Origin of the sequence: Limnobacter litoralis (assembly GCF_030160455.1) — a bacterium.
Taxonomy (GTDB): domain Bacteria; phylum Pseudomonadota; class Gammaproteobacteria; order Burkholderiales; family Burkholderiaceae_B; genus Limnobacter; species Limnobacter litoralis.
In genome coordinates this window covers 190,303-212,630 of sequence record NZ_BSOJ01000032.1, presented here as the reverse complement: position 1 = coordinate 212,630, position 22,328 = coordinate 190,303, and the positions used below count along the sequence as shown (strand labels likewise).

The window sequence follows — 22,328 nt, the reverse complement described above, 5'->3', positions numbered from 1 at the left end:
CCGGATCATGGACGCGGACTTCGCCAAGGAAACCGCCAACCTGACACGCAGCCAGATTCTGCAACAAGCTGGTACAGCCATGTTGGCCCAGGCCAACCAGCTGCCCAACGGTGTGCTGTCTCTGCTGCGTTAAGCAGACCCGTAGTACAGCAGTAAAAAAAGGTCTGCGGGTTGTAACAAACCTGCAGGCCTTTTTGACTTAACGTGCAACCATGGATTGAAGGCTAAAGAAACGATACAAATCAGCCGTTAATCAAGACATGAGGCCTGTAAACAGGCAAATAAAATGGCAAGGTGGCGAAAATGAGCATTTCAAACATCGCGAATCTGGCGGCCAGCCCGGCATCCACAGCAACACCGGTGCAGCCCGCTCAAAAAGTGGTAAAGCCTGAACCGGTGACCAAAGACACCAAGCTGAGCCCCAAGGAGCTCTCTGACATTGTCCGGAAGGCCAACAAGGCGCTGGAGGTCAGTCAGTCCAGCCTGAAATTTCAGGTGGACCCTGACAACGGCCAAACAGTGGTGCAGGTGATCGATCAGGACACGCAGCAGGTGATCAAGCAGATCCCTTCTGTTGAAATGCTCAAGCTGGCCAAAGAGCTTGAAAAAATGCAGGGCGTGTTGATGTCCCAGAAAGCTTGATTGGCTTATTTTTGAAGATTGAGGAGTATTGGTTATGACATCCATTACATCGGCCGGTATTGGTTCTGGTCTTGACGTTGAAGGCATCATCAGCAAATTGATGGCGGCGGAAAGGATTCCGCTGAACACCATCAAAACCAACACCCAAACAACTCAAACCAAGCTTTCCATTTACGGCATCATCAAAAGTTCATTTGATGGCCTGCAAACTGCGACCAACACGCTGAAAAACCTGAGCAATATCTACCCGCTGACTGCCACTTCCAGCAATTCATCCGTGGTCACGGGCAGTGCCACATCAGCCAGTGCCAAAGGTTCATATTCACTAACAGTGCAACAACTGGCGCAAAAGCAGAGTATTGCTGCAAACGCAGTGTCCACAACCGACACAGCCATCGGCACAGGCACGCTGACCATCACATTGGGCAGCTACAACGCCACTGGCAATACATTCACGGCCAACTCATCGGCTACACCGGTCAGCATTACGATCAACAGCAGCAACCAAACCCTGTCTGGCGTCAAAGACGCCATCAACAATGCCAACGCGGGCGTAACAGCCAGCATTATCAATGACGGCACTGGCAACAGGTTGGTCTTGACCAGCAACACCACGGGCGCTGTGAATGGATTCAAGGTGGGTGTGGTCGACAATGACGGCACCAACACGGACATGTCAGGTTTGTCCATGTTGAGCTACGACCCCACCGCCGCGGCGGGTTCAGGCAAAAACCAGACCTCACTGGCCAGCGCGCAAGACGCACAGTTCACTTTGAACAACATCGCAATTACAAAGCCGACCAACAATGTAACTGATGCGGTCAGCGGATTGACGTTGAACCTGTTGTCGACCACAACAACGCCGGTGACCCTCAATGTCGGTCTGGATTCCACGGCGCTTCAAGGCACCTTGAACAAGTTCATCGCTGCTTACAATCAGATACAGGGCAACCTGACTGACCAGCAGCAAAAAGGCGCAACGCTGGTCAACGACACCACGCCCAGCCAGCTTGAACTGACCCTCAGGAACACACTGCGTAACTCGGGCTCTACCTATGGTTTGACCCTGGCAGACATCGGCATCAATTTCGACAAAACCGGCGTGATGTCGCTAGACAGCACAAAATTGAACTCTGCCCTTGCCACAGACCCCCGCATCGTCGAAAAGGTGTTTGCAGACACAGGCTCCAGCAGCGATTCACGCGTGAGGTTCAACGGCGGCACCAGCCTGACCCGAACCGGCACGTATGCAATCAACGTGTCTACCGCGTACAATGGCACCAACACGGTGGTCGGTACCATTAATGGCGTAAATGCAAACGCCATCGGCAATGTGCTGACAGGTGCCACGGGTGACGCCAGCGAAGGCTTGTCGGTCACCATTGCCAGCGGTGCATCTGGAAGCCTTGGCACGGTCACCTACAACAAGGGCTTGGCCAGCACTTTGTCCGATTGGATTACATCTCTGAATAACCCAGGCGGTGCCTTGGTGTCCAGAACAGATGGCCTGAATGCCAAGATCAAGAGCTTGAACAACGACGCCAGCAAACTGAGTGATCGTTTGACCATCATTGAGGCCAACTACCGTAAACAATTCAACTCGCTCGACACACTGTTGGCCAGCATGCAGGCGACCAGCTCCTACTTGACTCAACAGCTTTCAGCCCTGGCAGCCAACACCAAATAAAGGGTCGATTCGCCTTCAACCCTGAACTCAAGGGTTGAACAGTGCCAGAAAAAACCTGTTTTTGCTGGCTTAGAAAAACCTGTATTTGCATAAACTGAAGTGGTGGCAAATACAGGAATTACGAGAGTGAATGCACCCATGATGTACGGCGCCAAAGCATACGCCCAGGTCGGGCTAGAAACGGAAGTCAACAGCGCATCACCGCACGGTTTGATCATCATGCTGTACGACGGTGCCATTCAGGCCATCCGCAAGGCGAAAATCTATCTGGAAATGAATGACCTTGAGCAAAAAGGCATTTCCATTTCCAAAGCCATGAAAATCATCAGTGATGGGCTGGCGGCGGCCGTGGACGTCAAATCTGGCGGACAGCTTGCCGAGCAGCTTTTGTCGCTGTACGACTACATGTGCAAAGAACTTGTCCTCTCAAACCTGCACAACGACGTTCAGAAGATGGACCACTGCATTGCACTGCTCGAAGATTTGCGCAGTGCCTGGAGTGAAATCGGAAACGCAACCTAAACCGGACAAGCTAAATGACTTCGAAAATCAAGGACAATCGGGACATCATGGGGCTGTATGCAAAGATCGCCAATCAAAGCGAAGTCATGCTGAACGCGGCCCAACGTGGAAGTTGGGATGAGCTGTGCGCTGCCGAGGAAGTTGTATCCCGCCTGATTCATGATTTACAAACTCTGAAACAGGTCAAGGAATCGGATCTGAACGAACAGGAGCGCATCGAACACATTGCCTACCTGAAAAAAATTCTGGCTGACGATGCGGAAATTCGCAACATCACAGAGCCCCGTCTTCGCCAACTTGAGGAGTTCTTGCGCGCGTCCAGCAACACGCAAAAGTTGAGCAACTCCTACGGCGTAAACTAAGCCAGCTGTCATTCGAGGCGGGTTACTGACATGTCATTAACGCCAGTCAAAAACAACCCGCCCTCACTGAATTCCGTTCTACAATCCAACCCGGGCGACCGGGTCAGCGCCAGCAAAGGTGAAGTCGCGCCCATCGTGGCGGTGTTGTCTCGTCAAATGCCACTGCCCCAGGCGCAGCAGCTTGCGGGTCAAACCGTGTTGGCCCAGGTGGTTAAAGGGGGGGCAGACGGCGAAGCGGTGCTGGAATACGCTGGAAACAACATTCCGGTCAAATTGCCCCCAGGCAAAATGCTGACGGCTGGCGAATTGATCACAGTCAATTTCGCGCTGAACGAAAAAAAAGAAAGTGGAAACACGCGCGAGACCGGTTCAACCCGAAAGACGACCGACATCCGCAATTTGCTGGTTGGTGAAAGCCCGGAAGACAACCCCGACGCCGACTCACCCAGCTTTGTCGACAAATTGTCCAGTTCCGCTCGCCTGATCGGATTTCTGGATCGAGTGACGGACCGCACCACGCCATTGCCAGCCAACACGCTGCGCAGCGTCGAACAACTGGTAGAAACCGCCCGCAATCTGAGGGATGGGCAAACGCGTGACCCTGCCAACAGCGCAGCCCAGTCGAACACCGCTGTGTCCAAAGCCGACCTGGGAACACTCACTCGCGACATCAGCGGCCCACTGGCCAAGCAGGTTAGTTCGGCCATTGAAAACAGCGGCCTTTTTTACGAATCGCATCTGAAAGAATGGGCCAACGGCCAGCGCACCAAAGAGCAACTGGCCCTGGAACCCCAAGCCAAATTTGACGCGCAGCAGGTCATTTCTGAAAAAAACATTGATCCCAACGCACTGAACCAATCCGTGAGGATGGTCACCACCCAACTGGCGACACTGGATCAAAACCGCATCGCACTGGCCTTAAACGGCTTGCTGGAACGCCCGGTGCAGGTTGAAATTCAGCCTGACGACAGCCCGCCCGAGCGGGATGATCCAGCGCAGGCAGAAGGCGTTCGGCCTTGGGTCGCGCGACTGAAACTGGACATGGCCCATTTGGGTGAACTGGAGGTTCGAGTGCGCATGCTAGGGTCTCGATGTGACGTCAGCATGAAGGCGGACCCTGCCAGCAAACAGGCGCTTGATGCGCATTGGCGTGAATTTCAGGACGCCTTGAATCTCAAGGGCCTGACACTTGAACATGGTCAAATCATGAGCCGAAGCAATGAGGCATCCACATGAGCAACCCTGAACAACTGTCCCCTCAGCAGGCAGTGGCCTTGGCCTACCTTGAGAATTCAGGTGCGCCAAAGGTGGTTGCCAAGGGCAAAGGCCTCATTGCTGACCAGATTATTGAACGAGCAAAAGCCTCTGGCGTTTTTGTGCATGAAAGTCGAGAACTCGTTTCTCTGCTGATGGGTGTCGACCTGGATCAACAGATCCCGCCCGGCCTTTACCAGGTCATCGCAGAATTGCTGGCCTGGGTATATTCTGTCGAAAACAGGCAGACTTCCGGCGCTGCACCTGTCAACAATTCAACCGTAAAATCAAAAAAATGATGGATTCTTCAAACAATCTCAAACCCGAACTGGATCAAGCCACCCTGGCTGAATTTGCGGTGCACTCACCGACCGTGGTGCAACGCCTTTGCAAAGCCATGCTCAGCGAGGAAAATGAGCTTTACGTGTTTCTGAAAGGCGTGTCGGATTACTTCGTGACAGAAATACTGGATGTGCGTTTCGACGAAGGCAAAATTTATCTGGGCACGCCCTATGAAAAGCGCTTTTTGAATCAGTGCACCAGCCAGACACCCTATTGGATTGTTGCTTTCCCGGAAGGGGTCAAGGTTCAATTTGAAGGCAAAGGGATGGAAAATGCAGAATTTGAGGGCGTGTCGTGCTTGCGCATCAACGTTCCGCCCAGCATGACCCGGATACAGCGGCGCAATTATTTCCGCATCTATGCAGATGCGGTTTTTCGCGCCCAGGTGCAGCTTGAAATTGACACCCTTGAGCAACGGTTTGAACTGTTGGATTTCAGTCTGGCGGGTTGTGGTTTGAATGTGTGGGGCCACCAGCTTGCCCACAAGGCAGGCCACGTGTTTGAAAACGTCAGAATGTCACTGCCGGAAAATGACCACACCATGCTGCTGGACATCGTGGTCAAAAACATCAAACCCAGCGCAGACTCCGAAGACTCGCACTTCTACGGTTGCGAAATCCACTTGAAAGATCATCACGACGAAGCACGTCTGCAGCGCTTCTTACTGGCCACCGAACGCCGCCAAAGGGCAGCGTCCAGTTCGATTGATTAAACAGGCATGTTCATGATGTCGTTGTAGGCCTGCAGCACCTTGTTGCGGGTTTGCACCACCGCTGTGAATTGCAGACTGGCCGAATTCATGGCCAGAACGGTCTGCTCCAAACTGACCTTGGGGTCATTCATTTGAAGGCGTTGGGCAAAATCGTCGGCCGTGGCTGACGCCTTGCTCGAGTTTTCGAGCATCTTGCCGATCACGTCAGTAAACGACCCCTCAGGCCCCTGACCTTTGTTGACAGCACCCGCACCGCCCACATTCCCTGTAGGTTGGGTGGCCATCACGTTGGCAATCATTGCGGTTTTATCGATCATCGCGGTTCTCCACACTTCTGTACCCTCTCTTTTTACAGCAAGCCTGGCGTTTCATTCCCGGAAACAGGGGGCAAAAACCCCTGTATTTGTTTTTTCAAAACCCTCAAGTTTTTTAAATGAGTGCCGTTAACCCTCCTTTTTATCAAATTGCCTTGCCCACCCTGCCCGCACAATGTGAACGTCAAGAAACCTTTTTACAGACGCGACGGACAACATGGCTGAAACAATAGGCACGATGAATGCGACAGGCGCAGGCAACCCCTTCGGCAACCTGGCTGCACGTTTCAAGCGACTTCCCCAGAAGAACAAGATCGGCATCATGGTCGGGGTCCCCTTCCTCATCGCCGTACTGACCTCGCTGTTCATGTGGGCCAATCAAGCCAGCTACCGTGTGTTGTTCAGCGGGCTGAACGACCAGGATGGCGGCGCGATTGTTGAAACCCTGAACCAGATGAAAATTCCGTTTCAGTTCAACAGCACAGGCACGGCCATTCTTGTACCGTCTGACAAGGTGTATGAAACCCGTCTGGAATTGGCCAGCAAGGGTCTGCCCAAAGGCAGCGTGACCGGCTTTGAGGCACTGGACAATCAAAAACTGGGCACTACCCAATTTCAGGAACAGGTGAACTACCAGCGCGCGCTGGAAGGCGAATTGATCCGCTCCATCGAATCCATCTCGGCTGTTCAGGCCGCTCGCGTGCACCTGGCAATTCCCAAACCGTCCATTTTCATTCGTGAAAGGCAACAACCCAGCGCGTCCGTCGTGCTGAATGTGTACGGCGGCCGCCAATTGAACGAAGCCCAGATTCAGGGCATCGTGCATTTGGTCTCGTCCAGCGTACCCGGCATGAGCCCTGAACAGGTCAGCATCGTTGATCAAACCGGCCGCCTGCTCACCGAGCAAGGTCAAAGCGTGGATGGCCTGAACCCGACCCAACTTGCTTACACAGGTCAGGTAGAAAGCAACCTCAGCAACCGCATCGTGCAATTGTTGAGTCCCATGTTTGGCCGAGACAACGTTCGGGCCACCGTGACCGCAGACATGGATTATGCCGCGTCTCAGCGCACGGATGAAATTTACAAACCCAACACAGACCCCACGCAGGCCACCATTCGCAGCCAGCAGACCAGTGAAACGCGTGACGGTACAAGCACCAACCCCTCTGGCGTACCTGGCGTGATGTCCAACCAGCCACCCGGCAACACCAGTGCACCGATTGGGGCCAATCCGCAAGCCAACCTGAACAACCAGAATGGCGGTGCCAACAGCACCGAAAAAACAGGCAGCATGCAAAAGGACTCCACGATCAATTATGAAGTGGACAAGACCACACAGGTTGTGAAGGACCAGGTTGGCAAGATCAAACGCCTTTCCGCTGCCGTGGTGGTCAATTACAAAACCATCAAGGACAAAAAGGGCGACACCCGCAATGTGCCGTTGACACCAGATGAGATCAAGCAGGTCGACGAACTGGTCAAACAGGCCATCGGCTTTGATGTCAAACGCGGCGACGCTGTGAACGTGGTCAACCAGGAATTCACCACGGTGGCTGCCCCTGAAATGCCGATGTGGAAGCAACCAGAAACTCTGGACTTGATGAAGACCATGGGCATGCCGCTGGGCATTGCACTGGTGGCTGCCATTCTGGTGTTCGGCATCTTCAAGCCACTGTTCAAGCCCGTGACCGTCGAGCCATTCAACGAAGGCCCAGAACTGTTGCCCGGCCAGACACGCCCACTCTTGACCAACCAGGCTGACACCAACAACGACGTGGAACTGCTGGAGCAGCTTCAGCGTGAAGGGTCAGTGCCCGGTATGAACCGACAGGAAAAACTGGAGCGCCTGCGCAGGCTGGCCAAAGAACATCCACAAATTGTGGCCAACATCGTCAGAAACTGGGTCAATGGTGACGCCCAGCAAGGCGCCTAAGGCGAAACGAGACAAAGGAAGCACACGACATGGCAGACACTGAAGAAGGCATCGCCAAAGGCGCAATCCTGATGCTTAGCCTGGGCGAAGAAGAGGCGGCTGAAGTTTTCAAGTACCTGGGCCCCAAGGAAGTTCAGAAACTGGGCACCCAGATGGCCAAAACCAAAGACGTGCCCATCCAGCGCATCGAAAAGATCGCGGAAGAGCTGGTACTGGAAGCAGAAACCCAAAGCACGGTTGGCCTGGACAGCGATTCCTACATCCGCAACGTACTGACCAAGGCCTTGGGTGACGACAAAGCCGGCTTCTTGCTGGACAGAATTTTGCAAGGCAGCGACACCTCTGGCATCGAAGGCCTGAAGTGGATGGACCCGGGCACCGTGGCTGAACTCATCAAAAACGAACACCCCCAGATTATTGCCACCATCCTGGTTCATTTGGAGCGCGATTTTGCTGCAGCCATTTTGAACCTGTTTGTCGAGCGGCTGCGTTCAGACGTCATTTTGCGAATAGCCACCATCGACGGCATTCAGCCCAATGCATTGATCGAGCTGAATGACGTATTGGCCAAAGTTTTGACTGCCGGTGAAAAGCTGAAGAAAACCACCCTCGGTGGCGTGCGCGCAGCGGCAGAAATTCTGAACTATGTCGGCACCAGTTCCGAGAAAAACGTACTCGACAACATTCGTGATTACGACAACGACCTGTGCCAGCGTATCCAGGACGAAATGTTCACCTTCGACAACCTGCTGGACGTCGACGATCGCGGCATTCAGACCATTCTGCGCGAGGTGCAGAGCGATCAACTGGTAATCGCGCTCAAGGGTGCAGACGAATCCATTCGCGAGAAAGTATTCAAAAACATGGCCACCCGCGCTTCAGAAGCACTGCGCGACGATCTGGAATCCCGTGGTCCTGTTCGACTTTCAGAGGTTGAAGCAGCACAGAAAGAAATTCTCAAGACCGTTCGCAGGTTGGCCGACGAGGGTCAGGTGCAGTTGAGCAGCGGAGGCGACGATGCCTTCGTCTAATTCCAAGATCATTCGGGGCATGGCAGCGGCTGATTTGCCCAGTTGGTCAATCAACCCGGTCGGTTCCGAGTTCAACAACAAAGTGGATCGCCTGTTGCAGGAATTGTCAGGCCATTTTGGCGATCACCCAAACCGCAAGCCAGTGGTGCTGACCCCCGAGCAACAGGTTTTGCTCGATCGCAAGCGTGAGTTGGACGAGCGTGAAGCCAACATTGAAGCGCTTGAACAAAAAACACTGCGAGAGGCTGAAGAAAAAGGCCTGCAACGGGGCTATGAGGCAGGTTGGGAGGCGGCGCATCAAGAGAGGCAGGCACTGGTCGCCATGGCTGAATCTCTGACACAGCAGTTTGACGCCTTTAAGACCAGCCTGGCCGACAAGGTGCTGGACTTGGCAATTGAAGTCAGTAAAAAGGTGGTTGGCGACACCGTGGCCCTGCAGCCCGATTACGCCGCACGTTTGCTGGAAGACATGATTCACTCCATGCGACTGAATGCGGAGGAAGTGTCACTGAGCGCACACCCAGAGACCTTGAAAGTTCTTGAGGCCCAGATTGGCGACACTCGCGAACTGGGCAAGATCAAGCTGATGGAAGACCCGCGCCAACTCAATGGTGGGTTCATTCTTCACCACCCAGAAGGTGAAATAGACGCCAGCATGCAAACCCGTTGGCTGCGCGTCATCGAACAGCTTGGCAAACACGAACCCCTTTCCCCAGACGAGGTTTAAACCCATGAGCACCGATCTGCTGAATTGGCTGGATGATTGCCAGGCGCTCGTCAAGTTTGCCCAGCCGGTGGCCCAAACGGGCAAACTGGTTCGCGTGGCCGGCCTGGTGATGGAAGCGGTGGGCCTGAAGCTGCCTGTGGGCAGCGTGTGCACAGTGGTGCAAAAAGGCACCCCTGATCTGGAAGCCGAGGTGGTTGGATTCAGTGGTGAACGGCTGTTTTTGATGCCATCCACCGACGTGCATGGCATGACCCCAGGCGCGCGCGTCATTCCGCAAGAACCGCCAGCCCAAGCCCCCAAACTGGGACAAAAAGCCCACCCCTGGCGCAGGCCAGAGGACAAAACCAAACACTTGCCCGTGGGCGACAGCCTGCTGGGCCGGGTGGTGGACAGCAATGGCAAACCGCTGGACAACCTGGGTGAATTGAAATTCGAGAAGCGCTGCCCACTGGCTGCACGCCCCATCAATCCGCTGGAACGCGAACCCATTCACGAACCACTGGATGTCGGCGTCAAAGCCATCAATGCCCTGCTTACTGTTGGGCGTGGTCAGCGGATCGGTCTGATGGCGGGTTCAGGCGTGGGTAAATCAGTCCTGCTGGGCATGATGGCCCGTTACACCAAAGCCGACCGTGTGGTGGTGGGCCTTATCGGTGAACGCGGTCGCGAAGTGAAAGAATTCATTGAACAGATCCTCGGCGAAGAAGGACTCAAACGCAGCGTCGTGATTGCAGCACCCGCCGACGTCAGCCCCCTGCTTCGCATGCAGGGTGCGGCCTACACCCAAGTGGTGGCTGAACATTTCCGCGACCAGGGCCACAATGTGCTGATGATCATGGACTCACTGACCCGCTACGCCATGGCCCAGCGTGAAATCGCACTGGCGATTGGAGAACCACCCGCCACCAAGGGTTACCCGCCCAGCGTGTTTGCAAAACTGCCCGCACTGGTTGAACGCGCCGGCAATGGTCGCCCAGGCGGTGGCTCCATCACGGCGTTTTACACGGTGTTGACTGAAGGTGACGATCAACAGGACCCGATTGCTGACGCGGCGCGCGCCATTCTGGACGGTCACATTGTGCTGTCGCGTTCACTCGCAGAATCAGGCCATTACCCGGCCATTGACATCGAGCAATCCATCTCAAGGGCCATGCACAACATTGTATCGGCGCAACACCTGAATGCTGCCCGGCATCTGAAAGCCAGCTTCTCAAAGGTGCAGCGAAATCGCGACTTGATCACCGTGGGCGCTTACGCGGCGGGGGCAGACCCACAATTGGACCATGCTTTGGCCCTTTATCCACAGATTGAAAAGCTGCTTCAGCAGTCAATGTTAGAGAGTGCGCATTTTGAAGAGGCCATAGATGGCCTGAAAGCACTTTTCCCCGATGACTTTAACGGCAGCACCAAGCATTAACTTGAGGTTTTATGAGCAACGTTTTGCAAATTCTGGTTGAACAAGCCAAAGAAAAAGCCGACGAATGCGCCAAAGCCCTGGCCAACACGCGCCAGCAACTGGCACAAAGCCAGGACAAACTGGCCATGCTTGAAAGTTACCGCGACGAATGCCAGGCCGCACTGCTGAACCGTTCGCAAACGGGCATCACGGGTATGCAGTTGCAAGGTCAACTGCTGTACAACAGCAAAATTGACACCGCCCTGAAGCAACAAAGCGACGAAATCCGCTTCTTGCAAACCGCCGTTGAAAAGCAGCTGGCCACCTGGCAAAACGTGCTCGCAGAGCAGAAGAAATATGAAACGCTGCTGCAGCGGGAAGCCCAGAAAAAAGCCGTCATTCAAAACAAGCGCGAACAGAAAATGAACGACGAATTTGCAGCCCGAATCTACAGAACGCAAACTGCTGGAGAATCACGATGAGCGCATCTGCCCAGTCCATCCAGACCAGAAATAATGCAGCCGCCAGTCAGGCAGCGCAGGCCACCCAACAATCCAAGGTGTCGTCCAACTCCAAAGCGGGGGGCTTTGACAACCTGTTTGCGTCAGCCCTGTCCAGCTTGACGCCCCAGGCCAAGCTTTCAACCATTCAGGAAGAAATGCGCGAAGCCTTGAATCAGAACAGCATTAAAAAAAGCCAGAACAACAGCGACAACCTGGCTTTGGCCGGACAACAGCAAGCCAGCGAAGCCGCGGTATGGGCCCAGCGCAGCTGGATGACCGCAACACCTGCTCAAAGCGCAAACGCCTCAACGAGCAGCCTCCCTGTGCAATCGGCTCAAAGCAAGCTGGCGGACACAAGCAACACCCAGACTGAAAAATCGGGCAGTGAGCAAACCGCTGCCAACAAAGACAAACCTGCCGAGGGCGAAAAGGTCAAGGACAGCACCGCAGCGCAGACCGACGACCACACCCAGGCCAAGGCCAGCGACAACCAGCAGGACAGCGAGCCTGCCAACGTCAAAGACACTGGCACGCAGACCGCCAACACAGTGGTCGCCAGCGCAGCCACACAGACCCTGCAAGACCAAGCCACGCCCCAGACTGACACCACCAACGGACTTGGTCAAAACGCAGTGGCATTGAAGGCCGACACCGCTGCAGGCGGCTCAAACGATGCTGACCCACTCAGCAAGAGCAAGTCAGCCCCAGACGTGGACCTGAAAGGGCCGACAAGTGCGGCCCAACAGCCGCTCAACACGCATACTACCCATACCACGCAGATTGTGCGAAGTGCCGCCGTGCAGGCGATGCAAGTTGCCCAACAGGCACAAGCCATGAGCAAAACAGGGCAAGGGACCGAGGCGGACGTCAAAGGCCTTCAGGCAGGCGACAAGATTCTGGCCACCGGCGCAAGCGCCGCCGCTTCGGCCACGGGCAATCCTGCTGCAGGGCTGATGGGCTTGGGCACCACCCGCACCGGTCTTGCCGGTGAAGCACTGATCAAAACACCGGTCAATCAACCTGGTTTCGTGAAAGAACTGGCCCAACAGGTCAACTGGACGCTTGGCAAAAACATGTCCACCGTGGACATCCGGGTCAATCCTGAAAGCTTTGGCCCCATGAACATGCGACTGGTGCAAAAAGGCCAGGAAATTCACCTGGTCATTCGCACACAGGACGATCAATCCGCCGCCATAATGACCCAAGCCGTACACGGCCTGAAGGAAGCGCTGGCCCAGAGCGGCCTGCAACTCGGTCAGGTTCAAATTCATGGCAGCGCAGCCGACGCCCAAAATGCCTTTGCCAACCTGCAACAGCAGGCCCAGGGCCAACAACAGGCCAATGGTGGAAAGGGGCAGAGACAGGGAGGCCAGGGCCAGTCCGATGGCGAGTCCGCTGACATGGATTCAGCACCCAAGGCAGTTGCGCCAAAAATCGGCAACAACGGGCTTGATCTTTTCGCCTAAAGGCCTCGCACACAAGGCCTTGAAGATCGAATTGGCTACGAACTTCACGGCTTTTCAGGCCTTTACAAAATTGAACATTTGCAACAATAGAAAAAAAGAAATTCATAACAAATTGCTTGTGTTTTAAACCGGGAGTCAGCCATGGCGAAAGCCGCACCGATTGCAGCAGTCAGCAACACCGACGAAGCGCCACCGAAGAAGAGCAAAAAGAAGCTCATCATCATTCTGGTCGCAGTCCTTGTTTTAGCCCTGGGCGGGGCAGGCGCAGCCTTTTTTCTGCTGGGCCACAAAGGCGAAGAAGGCAAAGCCACTGAGCACAAAGCCAAAGAACCCGCTGGTCCCCCCGTGTTTGTTGTTATGGACCCGTTTGTCGTGAACCTGGCTGAACCCGACAATTCCCGATACCTGCAGGTCGGCATCACCTACGAGGTGAAGGACGCTGCTGCCGCAGAAGAAATGAAGCAATTGACCCCGATCATTCGCAGTCGCATTTTGATGGTGCTGTCCAGCAAAAATGTGGCCGATCTGAGCCACATCGAAGGCAAACAAAAGCTGATGGATGAATTGGTCGATCTCGCCCGGGTGACCCTGAAAGAGCGTGAAGACAAGGACGCCAGCAAAGGCATCCGCGACGTTCACTTCTCCAGCTTCGTGATTCAATAAGGGGGGACTTCACCATGCCAGGCGATTTTCTCTCACAAGACGAAGTAGATGCACTGCTACGCGGCGTAAACGGCGAAGAAGAAACCAAAGAAGCACAGGACAGCCACGATGGCGTGCGCCCTTACAACCTGGCCACCCAGGAAAGGATCGTACGCGGCCGCATGCCAACGCTGGAGATCATCAACGAGCGTTTTGCACGTCTGATCCGCATCGGCCTGTTCAATTTCATGCGCCGCAGCCCCGAAATTTCGGTCGGTTCGGTCAAAGTGCTGAAGTACAACGAATTCATTCGCAACCTGGTGGTGCCAACGAACCTGAACATCATGGCCATGCGCCCATTGCGTGGCAATGCCCTGTTCATTTTCGACCCCAGCCTGGTATTTGCTGTCATTGACAATCTGTTTGGTGGAGACGGCCGTTTTCACACCCGAGTGGAAGGCCGTGACTTCACCGTCACTGAACAGCGCATCATTGCGCGCATGCTGGAAGTCATTCAACAAGAATTCGTGAAGGCCTGGGCCCCAGTGTTTCCGCTGAAACCGGAATACCTGCGCTCTGAGATGCACACCCAGTTTGCCAACATAGCCACACCTTCTGAAATTGTGGTGACCAGCACCTTCTCGATCGAAATGGGTGCCGGTGGCGGCTCGCTGCACATTTGCATTCCCTACGCCACGCTTGAACCCATTCGTGACCTGCTGTACTCCAGCATGCAAGGCGATCAGGCCGAGCCCGACAAACGCTGGGTCACCATGCTGAAAAAGCAGGTGCAACTGGCCGAAGTCGAAATGATCGCCGAGTTGGCTCAAACCAACCTGACCATCAAAGACATTCTTGAACTGCGAGTGGGTGACGTCATCCCCGTTGAAATTGAAAAAACCATTGAAGCCAAGGTGGATGCAGTGCCCCTGTTTAACTGCAGCTACGGCACCAGCGACGGACAATACGCACTTCGGGTTGAAGAGGTATTGAGCGTGGGCGGCGGTGAAGCCACCGATGACAAAAAAGCACTGGAAGCGCTTCTGCACAAGCACGCCACCGACGAACACAGCGGCGCTGCCGCAAACTCATGAGGACAGCACATCATGTCTGAACACAACGAAGAACTCGCCACAGATCCAGCAGACGATTGGGCAGCCGCCCTGGCCGAACAGGCACAAACAACCGGCAAAACCGGTGCGGCCAGCGACGCAGACGACTTGTTTGCACAAGCCAGTCAGGCCAAACCAGCCAGCGGACTGTTCCAACCTTTTTCCGGCAGTGTTGCGTCTGGCACCCAGAACGACATTGACATGATTCTGGACATTCCGGTGCAGTTGACTGTGGAGCTAGGCAGGACCAAGATACCCATCAAGCACATTCTGCAACTGGCGCAGGGCTCGGTTATTGAACTCGATGGCTTGGCTGGTGAACCGATGGATGTGCTTGTCAACGGCTACCTGATTGCCCAAGGTGAAGTGGTTGTGGTCAATGACCGTTTCGGCATTCGACTGACTGATATCATCACACCTTCCGAGCGGCTCAGAAAGCTGAACCGATAACCTTTTTCATCTCGATGGGTGGTATGGCCAAGAACACACGCAGCAAGTCGCTTTCAGCAACCCTGTTATTCATGGCCAGTGCCCTGCCTGCAATGGCATTCGCGCAAGCAGCCACCACCCCGCTGGCAACAGACACAACCAGCTATTCCGGGCACCTGCTTCAAACCACGCTGGCTTTACTCCTCGTTCTCTGTCTGATTATCGGCCTGGCCTGGGCTTTAAAGCGCATCGGCGTCACTCCATCCGGCAAACGTCAATCGTTTTACAAATTCATCGCGGTTCAACACCTCGGTCCCAAGGAAAAAATCGCCCTGGTTGAACTGGGCGACACCTGGCTTGTTCTCGGGATCACACCGCACAGCATCAACACCCTGCACAGCATGCCCAAAGACAGCCTCGATTTACACACCAACAACACAAACCCGGCTGTCACATTTGCTAAGCTACTGGAACGAATAAAGAGCCCACAGGTTAAATCATGACACGCAAGCCAATTTTCTGGCTTATCACCCTTGCAGTTGCAGGCCTGATGGCCACCAGTGCACACGCACAGCAAATGTTGCCCGGTTTAACCTCAACGCCCGGGCCCGGTGGCACCGTCAATTACAGCGTTCCCATTCAAACGCTGTTGTTTTTTACGTTCCTGAGTTTCCTGCCAGCCATGTTGCTCATGATGACGGGCTTCACCCGCATCGTCATTGTGCTGTCGCTGCTGCGCATGGCGCTGGGTACGCAAAACTCACCCCCCAACCAAGTGGTCATCGGCTTAAGTCTTTTTCTGACATTCTTCATCATGGCGCCCGTGTTTCAAAAGGTCTATGACGACGCCTATTTGCCATACAGCCAAAACAAAATCCAGTTTCAGGAAATGATCGACAAAGGCTCAGCGCCCTTGAAAGGGTTCATGCTCAAGCAGACCCGCGAACCGGATCTGGCCCTCTTCATGCGCCTGAGCAACCTGCCCGACGTTAAAACGCCGGCTGAGTTGCCCATGCGAGTGGTAATCCCTGCATTCGTCACCAGCGAGCTCAAAACCGCCTTTCAAATCGGTTTCATGATTTTCCTGCCCTTTCTGGTCATCGACCTGATCGTGTCTAGCGTGCTCATGTCCATGGGCATGATGATGCTCTCGCCGATGTTGATCTCGCTGCCATTCAAGATCATGCTATTCGTGTTGGTCGATGGCTGGACCCTGCTGATTGGCTCACTGGTCAGCAGCTTCTCCACCTGACGCTTACGCAATTTGACAGGACAACACCATGAACAGCCAAACCGTACTGACCTTGGGACAAGACAGCCTTGAAGTCATGCTCATGATTGCGGGCCCCCTTTTGCTGGTGGCGCTGATCGTGGGCCTTTTGATCAGTATTTTGCAAGCCGCCACGCAAATCAATGAAATGACCCTGTCCTTCATTCCGAAAGTACTGGCCATTTTTGGAACCCTGCTGCTACTCGGGCCGTGGATGCTGTCCACTCTGGTGGATTACACCACACGCCTTATTTCAAGCATTCCAAACGTCATCGGGTAGGTGCAGCGCCCATGATCCCTATTTCTGGCGCGCAGCTGGAACTTTGGGTGGCCACTTTTGTGTGGCCATTCATCCGAATTCTGGCCATGCTGGCCACGGCCCCCGTGTTCAACAACCGATCAATCCCGAGGCGTGTGCGCGTTGCGCTTGCAGCTGCCATCACCGTGTTGGTCGTGCCGGTCATTCCTGTACCTCCCACGCTTCAAAGCCCAGGTGCCATGGGGATTCTGCTTCAACAAATCCTGATCGGGGTCAGCATGGGCTTTTCCATGCAACTGGTGTTTTCCGCCTTCGACATGGCAGGCGACATTCTGGGTCTTCAAATGGGGCTGGCATTCTCGCAGTTTGTCGATCCTGCGCGAGGGGGGCAAACGCCCTTGATCGGCAGTTTTCTCAGCATGTTGGCGTCGCTGGTTTTTCTCGCGCTGGATGGGCATTTACTGGTCATCACAGCCGTGGTCAAAAGCTTCGAGATGATTCCCATCAGCGCTGTGGTGGACGTGGTCAACTACCAGAATATCGCAGCGTCGGGGTCCATCATGTTTATGCTGGCCTTGCAAATTTCGCTGCCAGTGCTGACTGCAGTGCTGATCGCCAACCTGGTCATGGGCATTCTGGCCCGGGCAGCACCCCAACTCAACGTGATGTCAATCGGCTTTTCGATCACAATTGCCGCAGGCTTGTGGGTACTCTGGATTACACTGCCATTTTTCGTCAACGGATTTGAAGGCGCCATCAACCGGCTTCTGGAAATATCGGTACTGAACATCAAGTAAGCAATCAATCAAACAGGGAACTGAGTCCCTCCAGAGACTGGCCCAATGGGTCATCTGCACCCACGCCAACACCGGCATTGCCAAGTTGACGCTTGACCACCAAAATCAGCTCATCCAGTTCGAAAGGCTTCACCAGATAATCACTTGCACCGAGATCAAAGGCTGTCTTCACATCGCTTGAATCGCTTCTCGCCGTTAGCAGGACAAACGGAATGTGCGAGAAATCGCGATCAGCGCGGACTGCGCTCAACAACTGAAAGCCATCCAAATTAGGCATCATCAAATCGCTCAAAATCACGTTGGGAACGAGACGCGAATTGCCTCGACCCGCTTCCAGCAGGGTCCATGCCTCCTGTCCGTCTGAAGCCTCGAGTACGTCAAGCCCTGTCATTCCAAGCAACTGTGACAGGTTACTTAAAATAATGGAGTCATCCTCTACGATCATGATTCGAGCCATGAGCCCTCCCTCAGCGAAGGCATTTCTGCAATCAATCGATGCTTGCCTTTCAAGCTTTTGATCATAATCCGTCCATTGACCAGACGTATCACCCGTTTGGTGATCAGCAATGAAAAAGGCAAATACTCATCACTGAATGGGACCATCACTTCCTGATCTGTCATCGGCTCCAGTTCACCGGTTCGGATCATCCAGTGAGGCCAGGCACTCATGTGATAACTCAGGGCCAGTACATCTTGTTCAAGCGACACCTCGATAACCGGGCGTTCGGACACATGTTCCATCGCAAAATTGGCAAGATGACGAATGGCCTGCGAAATGATGGTTTCATCTGAATAAAATCCAGTGTCTACCAAGTCATTTGCGCAAGTGATCTGAATGGGTCGGCCCAAGAAACGCCGCTTTTGCTCCACCTCTGAGAACCGGTTTAACAAGCTGTTCAAATCAAGCCTTTCGATGGAAAGCTGGCTTTTGGGATAGGTAGTACCCATGAACATCAAGGTTTCATCCACCAAGCCCCTGAGCGCGCCCAAAGCGGTGCCAATTTGATCAATGTATTGAAAAACCCTTTCCGACACATCCGGATCACGCTTGAGCGTGGATTCCAGCAATGCTTTGGCCGAGGTGATAATCGTCATTGGCGTGCGAATTTCATGCGCCAGATAACTGACGAACTGGGTCTTTCGCGTCGACAAAATGGATTCCTCACTCAACTCCTGACGAATGGACAACTCGAGATCCATCTCTTCCGTTCTGTCGTGAAACACCCCCACCACCCTGCTGGACATGCCATAAGGATTCTGCACCGAAGCCATTCGAATTTCGAGCTTCAACAATGCTCCCGTGGGCGTTCTGTAGCGCGCCTGCAAAGAAATCGCCTGGTCTTCAGACATCAACAGCTTTTCAGTGGCCTCCTCCAGCAAAGCAAGATCGTCAGGAATAAAACCCGACTTCCATTCGGATACCTTTTGGCGCGTGCTGCCGGGATTCAGCAAACCAAACAGAGCCACCCACTGTTTGCTCATCTCAATGCTGTCTTCTTCGATATCCCACTCAAACATGCCCTCCTCTAGCGTTGAAAGTGCAGCCAGCAACCCCTCCACCGACAGCAAGTGCTCGGTTTTTGCAGACACAATCACCTTTTCCAATTGCGCAATTTTGTCCTGTTTTACGCGCAGACTGTCAGACGCACTGGCCACCTCTTGCAGGGCGATTCTGTTCATTTTTTTCAGGTTTTCACTGTCAGCGCGCAACGCGTCCATCGAAGCGTCTAGTGACAGATAGACGCGATAGATCAAAGCCATAATCATCATCAGCCCGAGCACGCTGACGAAGACCTCAAAAGAGCCCCAATCCATCGCAAGCCAAAACGGTGAAAACGTCTTGCTGAAGGTATTCAATTCGACAAAGGCGATCAAACTGAACACGATCAGCTGATTGATCAACACCAGGCTGGTGATGTAAATCAGCCGGTCTCTGACGGCCTTGCTTTTACCCACTGAGGTTTGTTGCGCAAATTTACTTAACAGACCAATAAACAGGTACACCGTCAGAAACGAAACGACCAACCCAGGCCAGTACACCGCCTTGATCTTGAGGGAACTGGGTAAAAAGAGGAAACAGGAATGGGCGCCAAAGAAAGAAACCGTCGCAAACACAGAATACAAAAACTGGAATAAACCGGCCTTGTGCTTTAGATTTTGCGCCACATAGTCTTGCCCCATGATGACGCTGATCCAGACAATGAACGTGATCACCGAGGCAGTGACCGAGAAACTGCTGATTTTTGCAAGAGGCAAGGCCAAGCTGGTGAACACGGAAGTAAACCACATGGACACCAGATAGCAGGCGGACAAAGGGAAGCGTCGCCAGAACCAGGGTTTGCTGGACGGACGCTTGGTCTGCGCCACCCGCATTTCAACCCCAACCAGCATAGAAAGCATGGCGGCAAAGAATCCGAAAATCAGGACAGAAACCTGAGCTTGCGCCAAACTGTGAATTGGCTGTTCAAACCCCACTGGAATCCAGGACATTCACACACACCTTCGTGAAAAGCCCTGTTGACGGGCTTTCCTCAATGTTTACTGGTCAAAACTCTAATATACACACCCTCCCCGAGTTAACCCCCCCCATTGAGGTGGTTCTGTCGCGAAAACCCACTCAGAACAAGGCCCGTGGACAAGCCAACCACCATGCCGAAGGCGCCTTCATAGAACGAACCGGGGTAGCCCTGGAACTTCCAGACCACGGTGGCCAAAACGCCGAGCACAGACACCACCAGCATTTGAATGGCTGACAGACGGCGACCCATAATCTGCATCATCATTACCGGTACAAAAGCCGCACCCAGCGTACCCCAAGCCCAAACCACCAGCGAAAACACGCTTTGATTGCTGCTGACCGCAATCACAAGGGCAAGCACAGTCGTGAACGCGGTGGCCAGTTTAATCAAACCTTTGGTTTCAATCGGCTTCTTGGGCAAGTCTTGGGTTAGCGCTGACGAGCAGGACAGCACCAAGGAATCCGCCGTGGACATGGTGGCCGAAAAAATGCCCGCCAACATCAAACCGGCCAACCAGCCAGGCAGCAGGTCACGGGCCATGTCGGGCAATGCCATTTCAGCGTCGAAATCGGCCCCGTGGGTGAAGTAAAGTCGACTGAGCAAGCCGACACAGGTGGCGAAACTGTAAAACAGAATGTAATAGGCGTAGTACCACATGCGCACCCTGTTCATCTGGCGGGTCTCTTTCAGCGCCAAAAAGCGACTCACAATGTGAGGCTGCCCCAAAGCCGCCGAGCCCGCAAACATCCAGCCTACAATGAAGGCCACAATGCCATACCAGCCAGGCACATCCAGACCGGTGGGCGACAGGCTCATGAATCCGTCGATGGCCTGAGCCTGGTCAATGACAGGCCCCAGCCCGCCCAGATGCTCCACCGCAGCAACGAGCAAAAACAGCATGGAAATGACCATCAGAACCGACTGGGCGGCGTCAGTCCAGATGGAGGCGCGAATACCCCCTGCAATGCTGTAAGCCAGTACCACTGCGGCCACCATCACCATGCCGTAAACGCTTGGAATGTCGAGCAAACCCTGCAAGGCCTTGCCGCCCGCTGCAATTTGCGACGCCGAATACACCGACAGGAAAAGCACACTGACCACGCTGGCCACCACCTGCCATGCGCGTCGGTTCTGTCCACCCCAACGGGTCAATACGCTGATGATGCCCTTGGCGTCCTGCGCATGGGCCTCATCACGCAAACGTTCATGTGCAATCAGGGAGGCAATCAAGTCGCCAGTGATCCAGCCCACCATCAACCAGATCGACTGCAGGCCTACCGTGTAGGTGTAACCGATCAGGCCGATGAACATGTACCCGGAGTTGTTGGTGGCCACAGCCGAAAGACCCACGAGCCAGGGCGGCATGCTGCGGCTGGCCACAAAGTAATCGGCTGCAGAATCCTGAGCAAGCCGCGACGAACTCAGGCCGATCAGCAAAACCACCAACAGACACCCGAAAAATGCAATGGCCAATCCCAGGGTGCCGTTCACTCAAACCTCACTTAAAGCAGTCAGCGGCTTGATGTCACGGCTGGCAATGAAGTCGGGGCGCGGTGCATCGGCTGCAAAGGGTTTACACAATGCATTGCTGACCGCGTTGTAGACATAAAACAGGTTGGCCCGTAAAAAATCACTGGTGTTTTTGCCGGCACCGTGCATCAGATTGCAGTCCATCAGCACGACAGAACCTGCTGGAGCAACCAGTTCCTGAACGCCCCCATTCTCTTCCAGCAAATCGAGGAACAGTGAAGGCGGCTTGCCTGCCATTTGACGGCGCAGGGCCTGCTGATGTCCGGTGTCAGGTGTTTCACCCGGACAGGCCACGAAGGTGCGATGGGAGCCGGGGATGAACTTCAGAGAACCATCGGCAGACACCTCATCGGTCAGCAGCACCGTGGCGCTGATTGCCCGCATGCCGGGCATACCATCTTCGGCGTGCCAGGTCTCAAAGTCGCTGTGCCACTCAAAGCCGCTGCCGTACACCGGGTTTTTGAAATTCAGGCGTGACTGGTGAATGTACACCGAGTCATTGAGCAAATACTCCACCGCCTCCAGCACGCGTGGCTGGCTGGCTGTTTCACCCAACAAACCCTCATGCTGATGCACACCAAACAGGCTGCGCATTTGCTCGGAATCAGGCTCTAGCACAACCCGTTCACAATCCGGGCGGGCTTTCCATTGCTGGGCGGTGCGCTCGGCCTCTGCCCGCAGTGTGTCCAGTTCGAAACTGGAAAACACGTCTGTTAACACCAAATACCCGAGTTGCTCGAATTGTTGGTGCTGCGCCTCGGTCAAAGGTGCATTGTCATGCCACGGGCTGTGAACCACTGGCTCAACCCGGCGCACCAAGGCGCCTTCGTTTTTGTCTCTGGTCGGGTAAGGGTCTCTAACCGCTGAAAGAATCATGGT

26 protein-coding genes are annotated in these 22,328 nt (G+C 54.3%); 21 read left to right on the top strand and 5 right to left on the bottom strand.

What is annotated here, in order from left to right; genetic code table 11:
• From QQJ87_RS14085 to QQJ87_RS14050, 8 genes are all read left to right on the top strand, one after another.
• On the top strand, positions 1-133 hold a 133-nt coding region (locus QQJ87_RS14085; RefSeq protein WP_284282524.1), incomplete at its 5' end, for a flagellin.
• 170 nt (positions 134-303) lie between these two features.
• Positions 304-642, top strand: a complete 339-nt coding sequence (locus tag QQJ87_RS14080; protein ID WP_284282520.1) for a flagellar protein FlaG — start codon at positions 304-306, stop codon at positions 640-642.
• A 34-nt stretch (positions 643-676) separates the two neighbouring features.
• On the top strand, positions 677-2,329 hold the full coding sequence (gene fliD / locus QQJ87_RS14075; protein ID WP_284282519.1) for a flagellar filament capping protein FliD: 1,653 nt from the start codon (positions 677-679) through the stop codon (positions 2,327-2,329).
• 126 nt (positions 2,330-2,455) lie between these two features.
• Positions 2,456-2,851, top strand: coding sequence for a flagellar export chaperone FliS (fliS, locus tag QQJ87_RS14070; RefSeq protein WP_284282518.1), 396 nt, complete (start codon positions 2,456-2,458; stop codon positions 2,849-2,851).
• 14 nt (positions 2,852-2,865) lie between these two features.
• The gene (locus tag QQJ87_RS14065; RefSeq protein WP_284282516.1) at positions 2,866-3,213 is read left to right on the top strand and encodes a flagellar protein FliT; all 348 of its coding nucleotides are present in this window, start codon (positions 2,866-2,868) and stop codon (positions 3,211-3,213) included.
• A gap of 30 nt (positions 3,214-3,243) precedes the next feature.
• Positions 3,244-4,449 carry a flagellar hook-length control protein FliK gene (gene fliK / locus QQJ87_RS14060; RefSeq protein ID WP_284282515.1) on the top strand — a complete coding sequence of 402 codons (1,206 nt, stop codon included), beginning with the start codon at positions 3,244-3,246 and terminating at the stop codon, positions 4,447-4,449.
• A complete protein-coding gene (locus QQJ87_RS14055; protein ID WP_284282514.1) occupies positions 4,446-4,766 on the top strand; it encodes an EscU/YscU/HrcU family type III secretion system export apparatus switch protein in 321 nt (106 codons plus the stop codon). The genes fliK and QQJ87_RS14055 overlap by 4 nt, the downstream gene beginning before the upstream one ends.
• Positions 4,763-5,521 (top strand): flagellar brake protein, encoded by a 759-nt coding sequence (locus tag QQJ87_RS14050; RefSeq protein WP_284282513.1) that lies wholly within the window; start codon positions 4,763-4,765, stop codon positions 5,519-5,521. The genes QQJ87_RS14055 and QQJ87_RS14050 overlap by 4 nt, the downstream gene beginning before the upstream one ends.
• Here the strand turns inward: QQJ87_RS14050 and fliE are convergent.
• A complete protein-coding gene (gene fliE, locus QQJ87_RS14045) occupies positions 5,518-5,838 on the bottom strand; it encodes a flagellar hook-basal body complex protein FliE (protein ID WP_284282511.1) in 321 nt (106 codons plus the stop codon). The genes QQJ87_RS14050 and fliE overlap by 4 nt on opposite strands.
• 214 nt (positions 5,839-6,052) lie before the next feature.
• Here fliE and fliF point away from each other — a divergent pair, with 214 nt between their 5' ends.
• The 13 genes from fliF (at position 6,053) to fliR (ending at position 17,400) form a co-directional block, all read left to right on the top strand.
• Complete coding sequence (gene fliF, locus QQJ87_RS14040; RefSeq protein ID WP_284282509.1) at positions 6,053-7,768, top strand: flagellar basal-body MS-ring/collar protein FliF; 1,716 nt, start codon at positions 6,053-6,055, stop codon at positions 7,766-7,768.
• Between the two features lie 29 nt (positions 7,769-7,797).
• Entirely contained in the window at positions 7,798-8,799 is a 1,002-nt protein-coding gene (gene fliG / locus QQJ87_RS14035; protein WP_284282506.1) for a flagellar motor switch protein FliG, read from the top strand.
• Entirely contained in the window at positions 8,786-9,526 is a 741-nt protein-coding gene (locus tag QQJ87_RS14030; RefSeq protein WP_284282505.1) for a FliH/SctL family protein, read from the top strand. The genes fliG and QQJ87_RS14030 overlap by 14 nt, the downstream gene beginning before the upstream one ends.
• A gap of 4 nt (positions 9,527-9,530) precedes the next feature.
• Entirely contained in the window at positions 9,531-10,943 is a 1,413-nt protein-coding gene (gene fliI / locus QQJ87_RS14025) for a flagellar protein export ATPase FliI (protein WP_284282502.1), read from the top strand.
• An 11-nt stretch (positions 10,944-10,954) separates the two neighbouring features.
• Positions 10,955-11,404 carry a flagellar export protein FliJ gene (gene fliJ, locus QQJ87_RS14020; RefSeq protein WP_284282500.1) on the top strand — a complete coding sequence of 150 codons (450 nt, stop codon included), beginning with the start codon at positions 10,955-10,957 and terminating at the stop codon, positions 11,402-11,404.
• Positions 11,401-12,891, top strand: coding sequence for a flagellar hook-length control protein FliK (locus QQJ87_RS14015; protein WP_284282498.1), 1,491 nt, complete (start codon positions 11,401-11,403; stop codon positions 12,889-12,891). The genes fliJ and QQJ87_RS14015 overlap by 4 nt, the downstream gene beginning before the upstream one ends.
• A 141-nt stretch (positions 12,892-13,032) precedes the next feature.
• Positions 13,033-13,554, top strand: a complete 522-nt coding sequence (fliL, locus tag QQJ87_RS14010) for a flagellar basal body-associated protein FliL (RefSeq protein WP_284282496.1) — start codon at positions 13,033-13,035, stop codon at positions 13,552-13,554.
• Positions 13,555-13,568: 14 nt separating this feature from the next.
• Positions 13,569-14,627, top strand: coding sequence for a flagellar motor switch protein FliM (fliM, locus tag QQJ87_RS14005; protein ID WP_284282494.1), 1,059 nt, complete (start codon positions 13,569-13,571; stop codon positions 14,625-14,627).
• Between the two features lie 12 nt (positions 14,628-14,639).
• A complete protein-coding gene (gene fliN / locus QQJ87_RS14000; protein WP_284282492.1) occupies positions 14,640-15,095 on the top strand; it encodes a flagellar motor switch protein FliN in 456 nt (151 codons plus the stop codon).
• Positions 15,096-15,118: 23 nt separating this feature from the next.
• A complete protein-coding gene (gene fliO, locus QQJ87_RS13995; protein ID WP_284282491.1) occupies positions 15,119-15,577 on the top strand; it encodes a flagellar biosynthetic protein FliO in 459 nt (152 codons plus the stop codon).
• The gene (gene fliP / locus QQJ87_RS13990; RefSeq protein WP_431310106.1) at positions 15,574-16,326 is read left to right on the top strand and encodes a flagellar type III secretion system pore protein FliP; all 753 of its coding nucleotides are present in this window, start codon (positions 15,574-15,576) and stop codon (positions 16,324-16,326) included. The genes fliO and fliP overlap by 4 nt, the downstream gene beginning before the upstream one ends.
• Before the next feature lie 28 nt (positions 16,327-16,354).
• Positions 16,355-16,624, top strand: coding sequence for a flagellar biosynthesis protein FliQ (gene fliQ / locus QQJ87_RS13985; protein ID WP_284282490.1), 270 nt, complete (start codon positions 16,355-16,357; stop codon positions 16,622-16,624).
• A gap of 11 nt (positions 16,625-16,635) precedes the next feature.
• Positions 16,636-17,400, top strand: a complete 765-nt coding sequence (gene fliR / locus QQJ87_RS13980) for a flagellar biosynthetic protein FliR (protein WP_284282489.1) — start codon at positions 16,636-16,638, stop codon at positions 17,398-17,400.
• A gap of 4 nt (positions 17,401-17,404) precedes the next feature.
• On the opposite strand, the gene QQJ87_RS13975 is transcribed toward fliR, so the two are convergent.
• From QQJ87_RS13975 to QQJ87_RS13960, 4 genes are all read right to left on the bottom strand, one after another.
• On the bottom strand, positions 17,405-17,857 hold the full coding sequence (locus tag QQJ87_RS13975; protein ID WP_284282488.1) for a response regulator: 453 nt from the start codon (positions 17,855-17,857) through the stop codon (positions 17,405-17,407).
• The gene (locus tag QQJ87_RS13970; RefSeq protein WP_284282487.1) at positions 17,842-19,890 is read right to left on the bottom strand and encodes a histidine kinase dimerization/phospho-acceptor domain-containing protein; all 2,049 of its coding nucleotides are present in this window, start codon (positions 19,888-19,890) and stop codon (positions 17,842-17,844) included. The genes QQJ87_RS13975 and QQJ87_RS13970 overlap by 16 nt, the downstream gene beginning before the upstream one ends.
• A gap of 86 nt (positions 19,891-19,976) precedes the next feature.
• Positions 19,977-21,410: a sodium/proline symporter gene (locus QQJ87_RS13965; RefSeq protein WP_284282486.1), complete on the bottom strand. Its 1,434-nt coding sequence runs from the start codon at positions 21,408-21,410 to the stop codon at positions 19,977-19,979.
• The gene (locus tag QQJ87_RS13960) at positions 21,411-22,325 is read right to left on the bottom strand and encodes a phytanoyl-CoA dioxygenase family protein (protein ID WP_284282485.1); all 915 of its coding nucleotides are present in this window, start codon (positions 22,323-22,325) and stop codon (positions 21,411-21,413) included. It lies immediately after the preceding gene.
• Positions 22,326-22,328 lie beyond the last annotated feature (3 nt).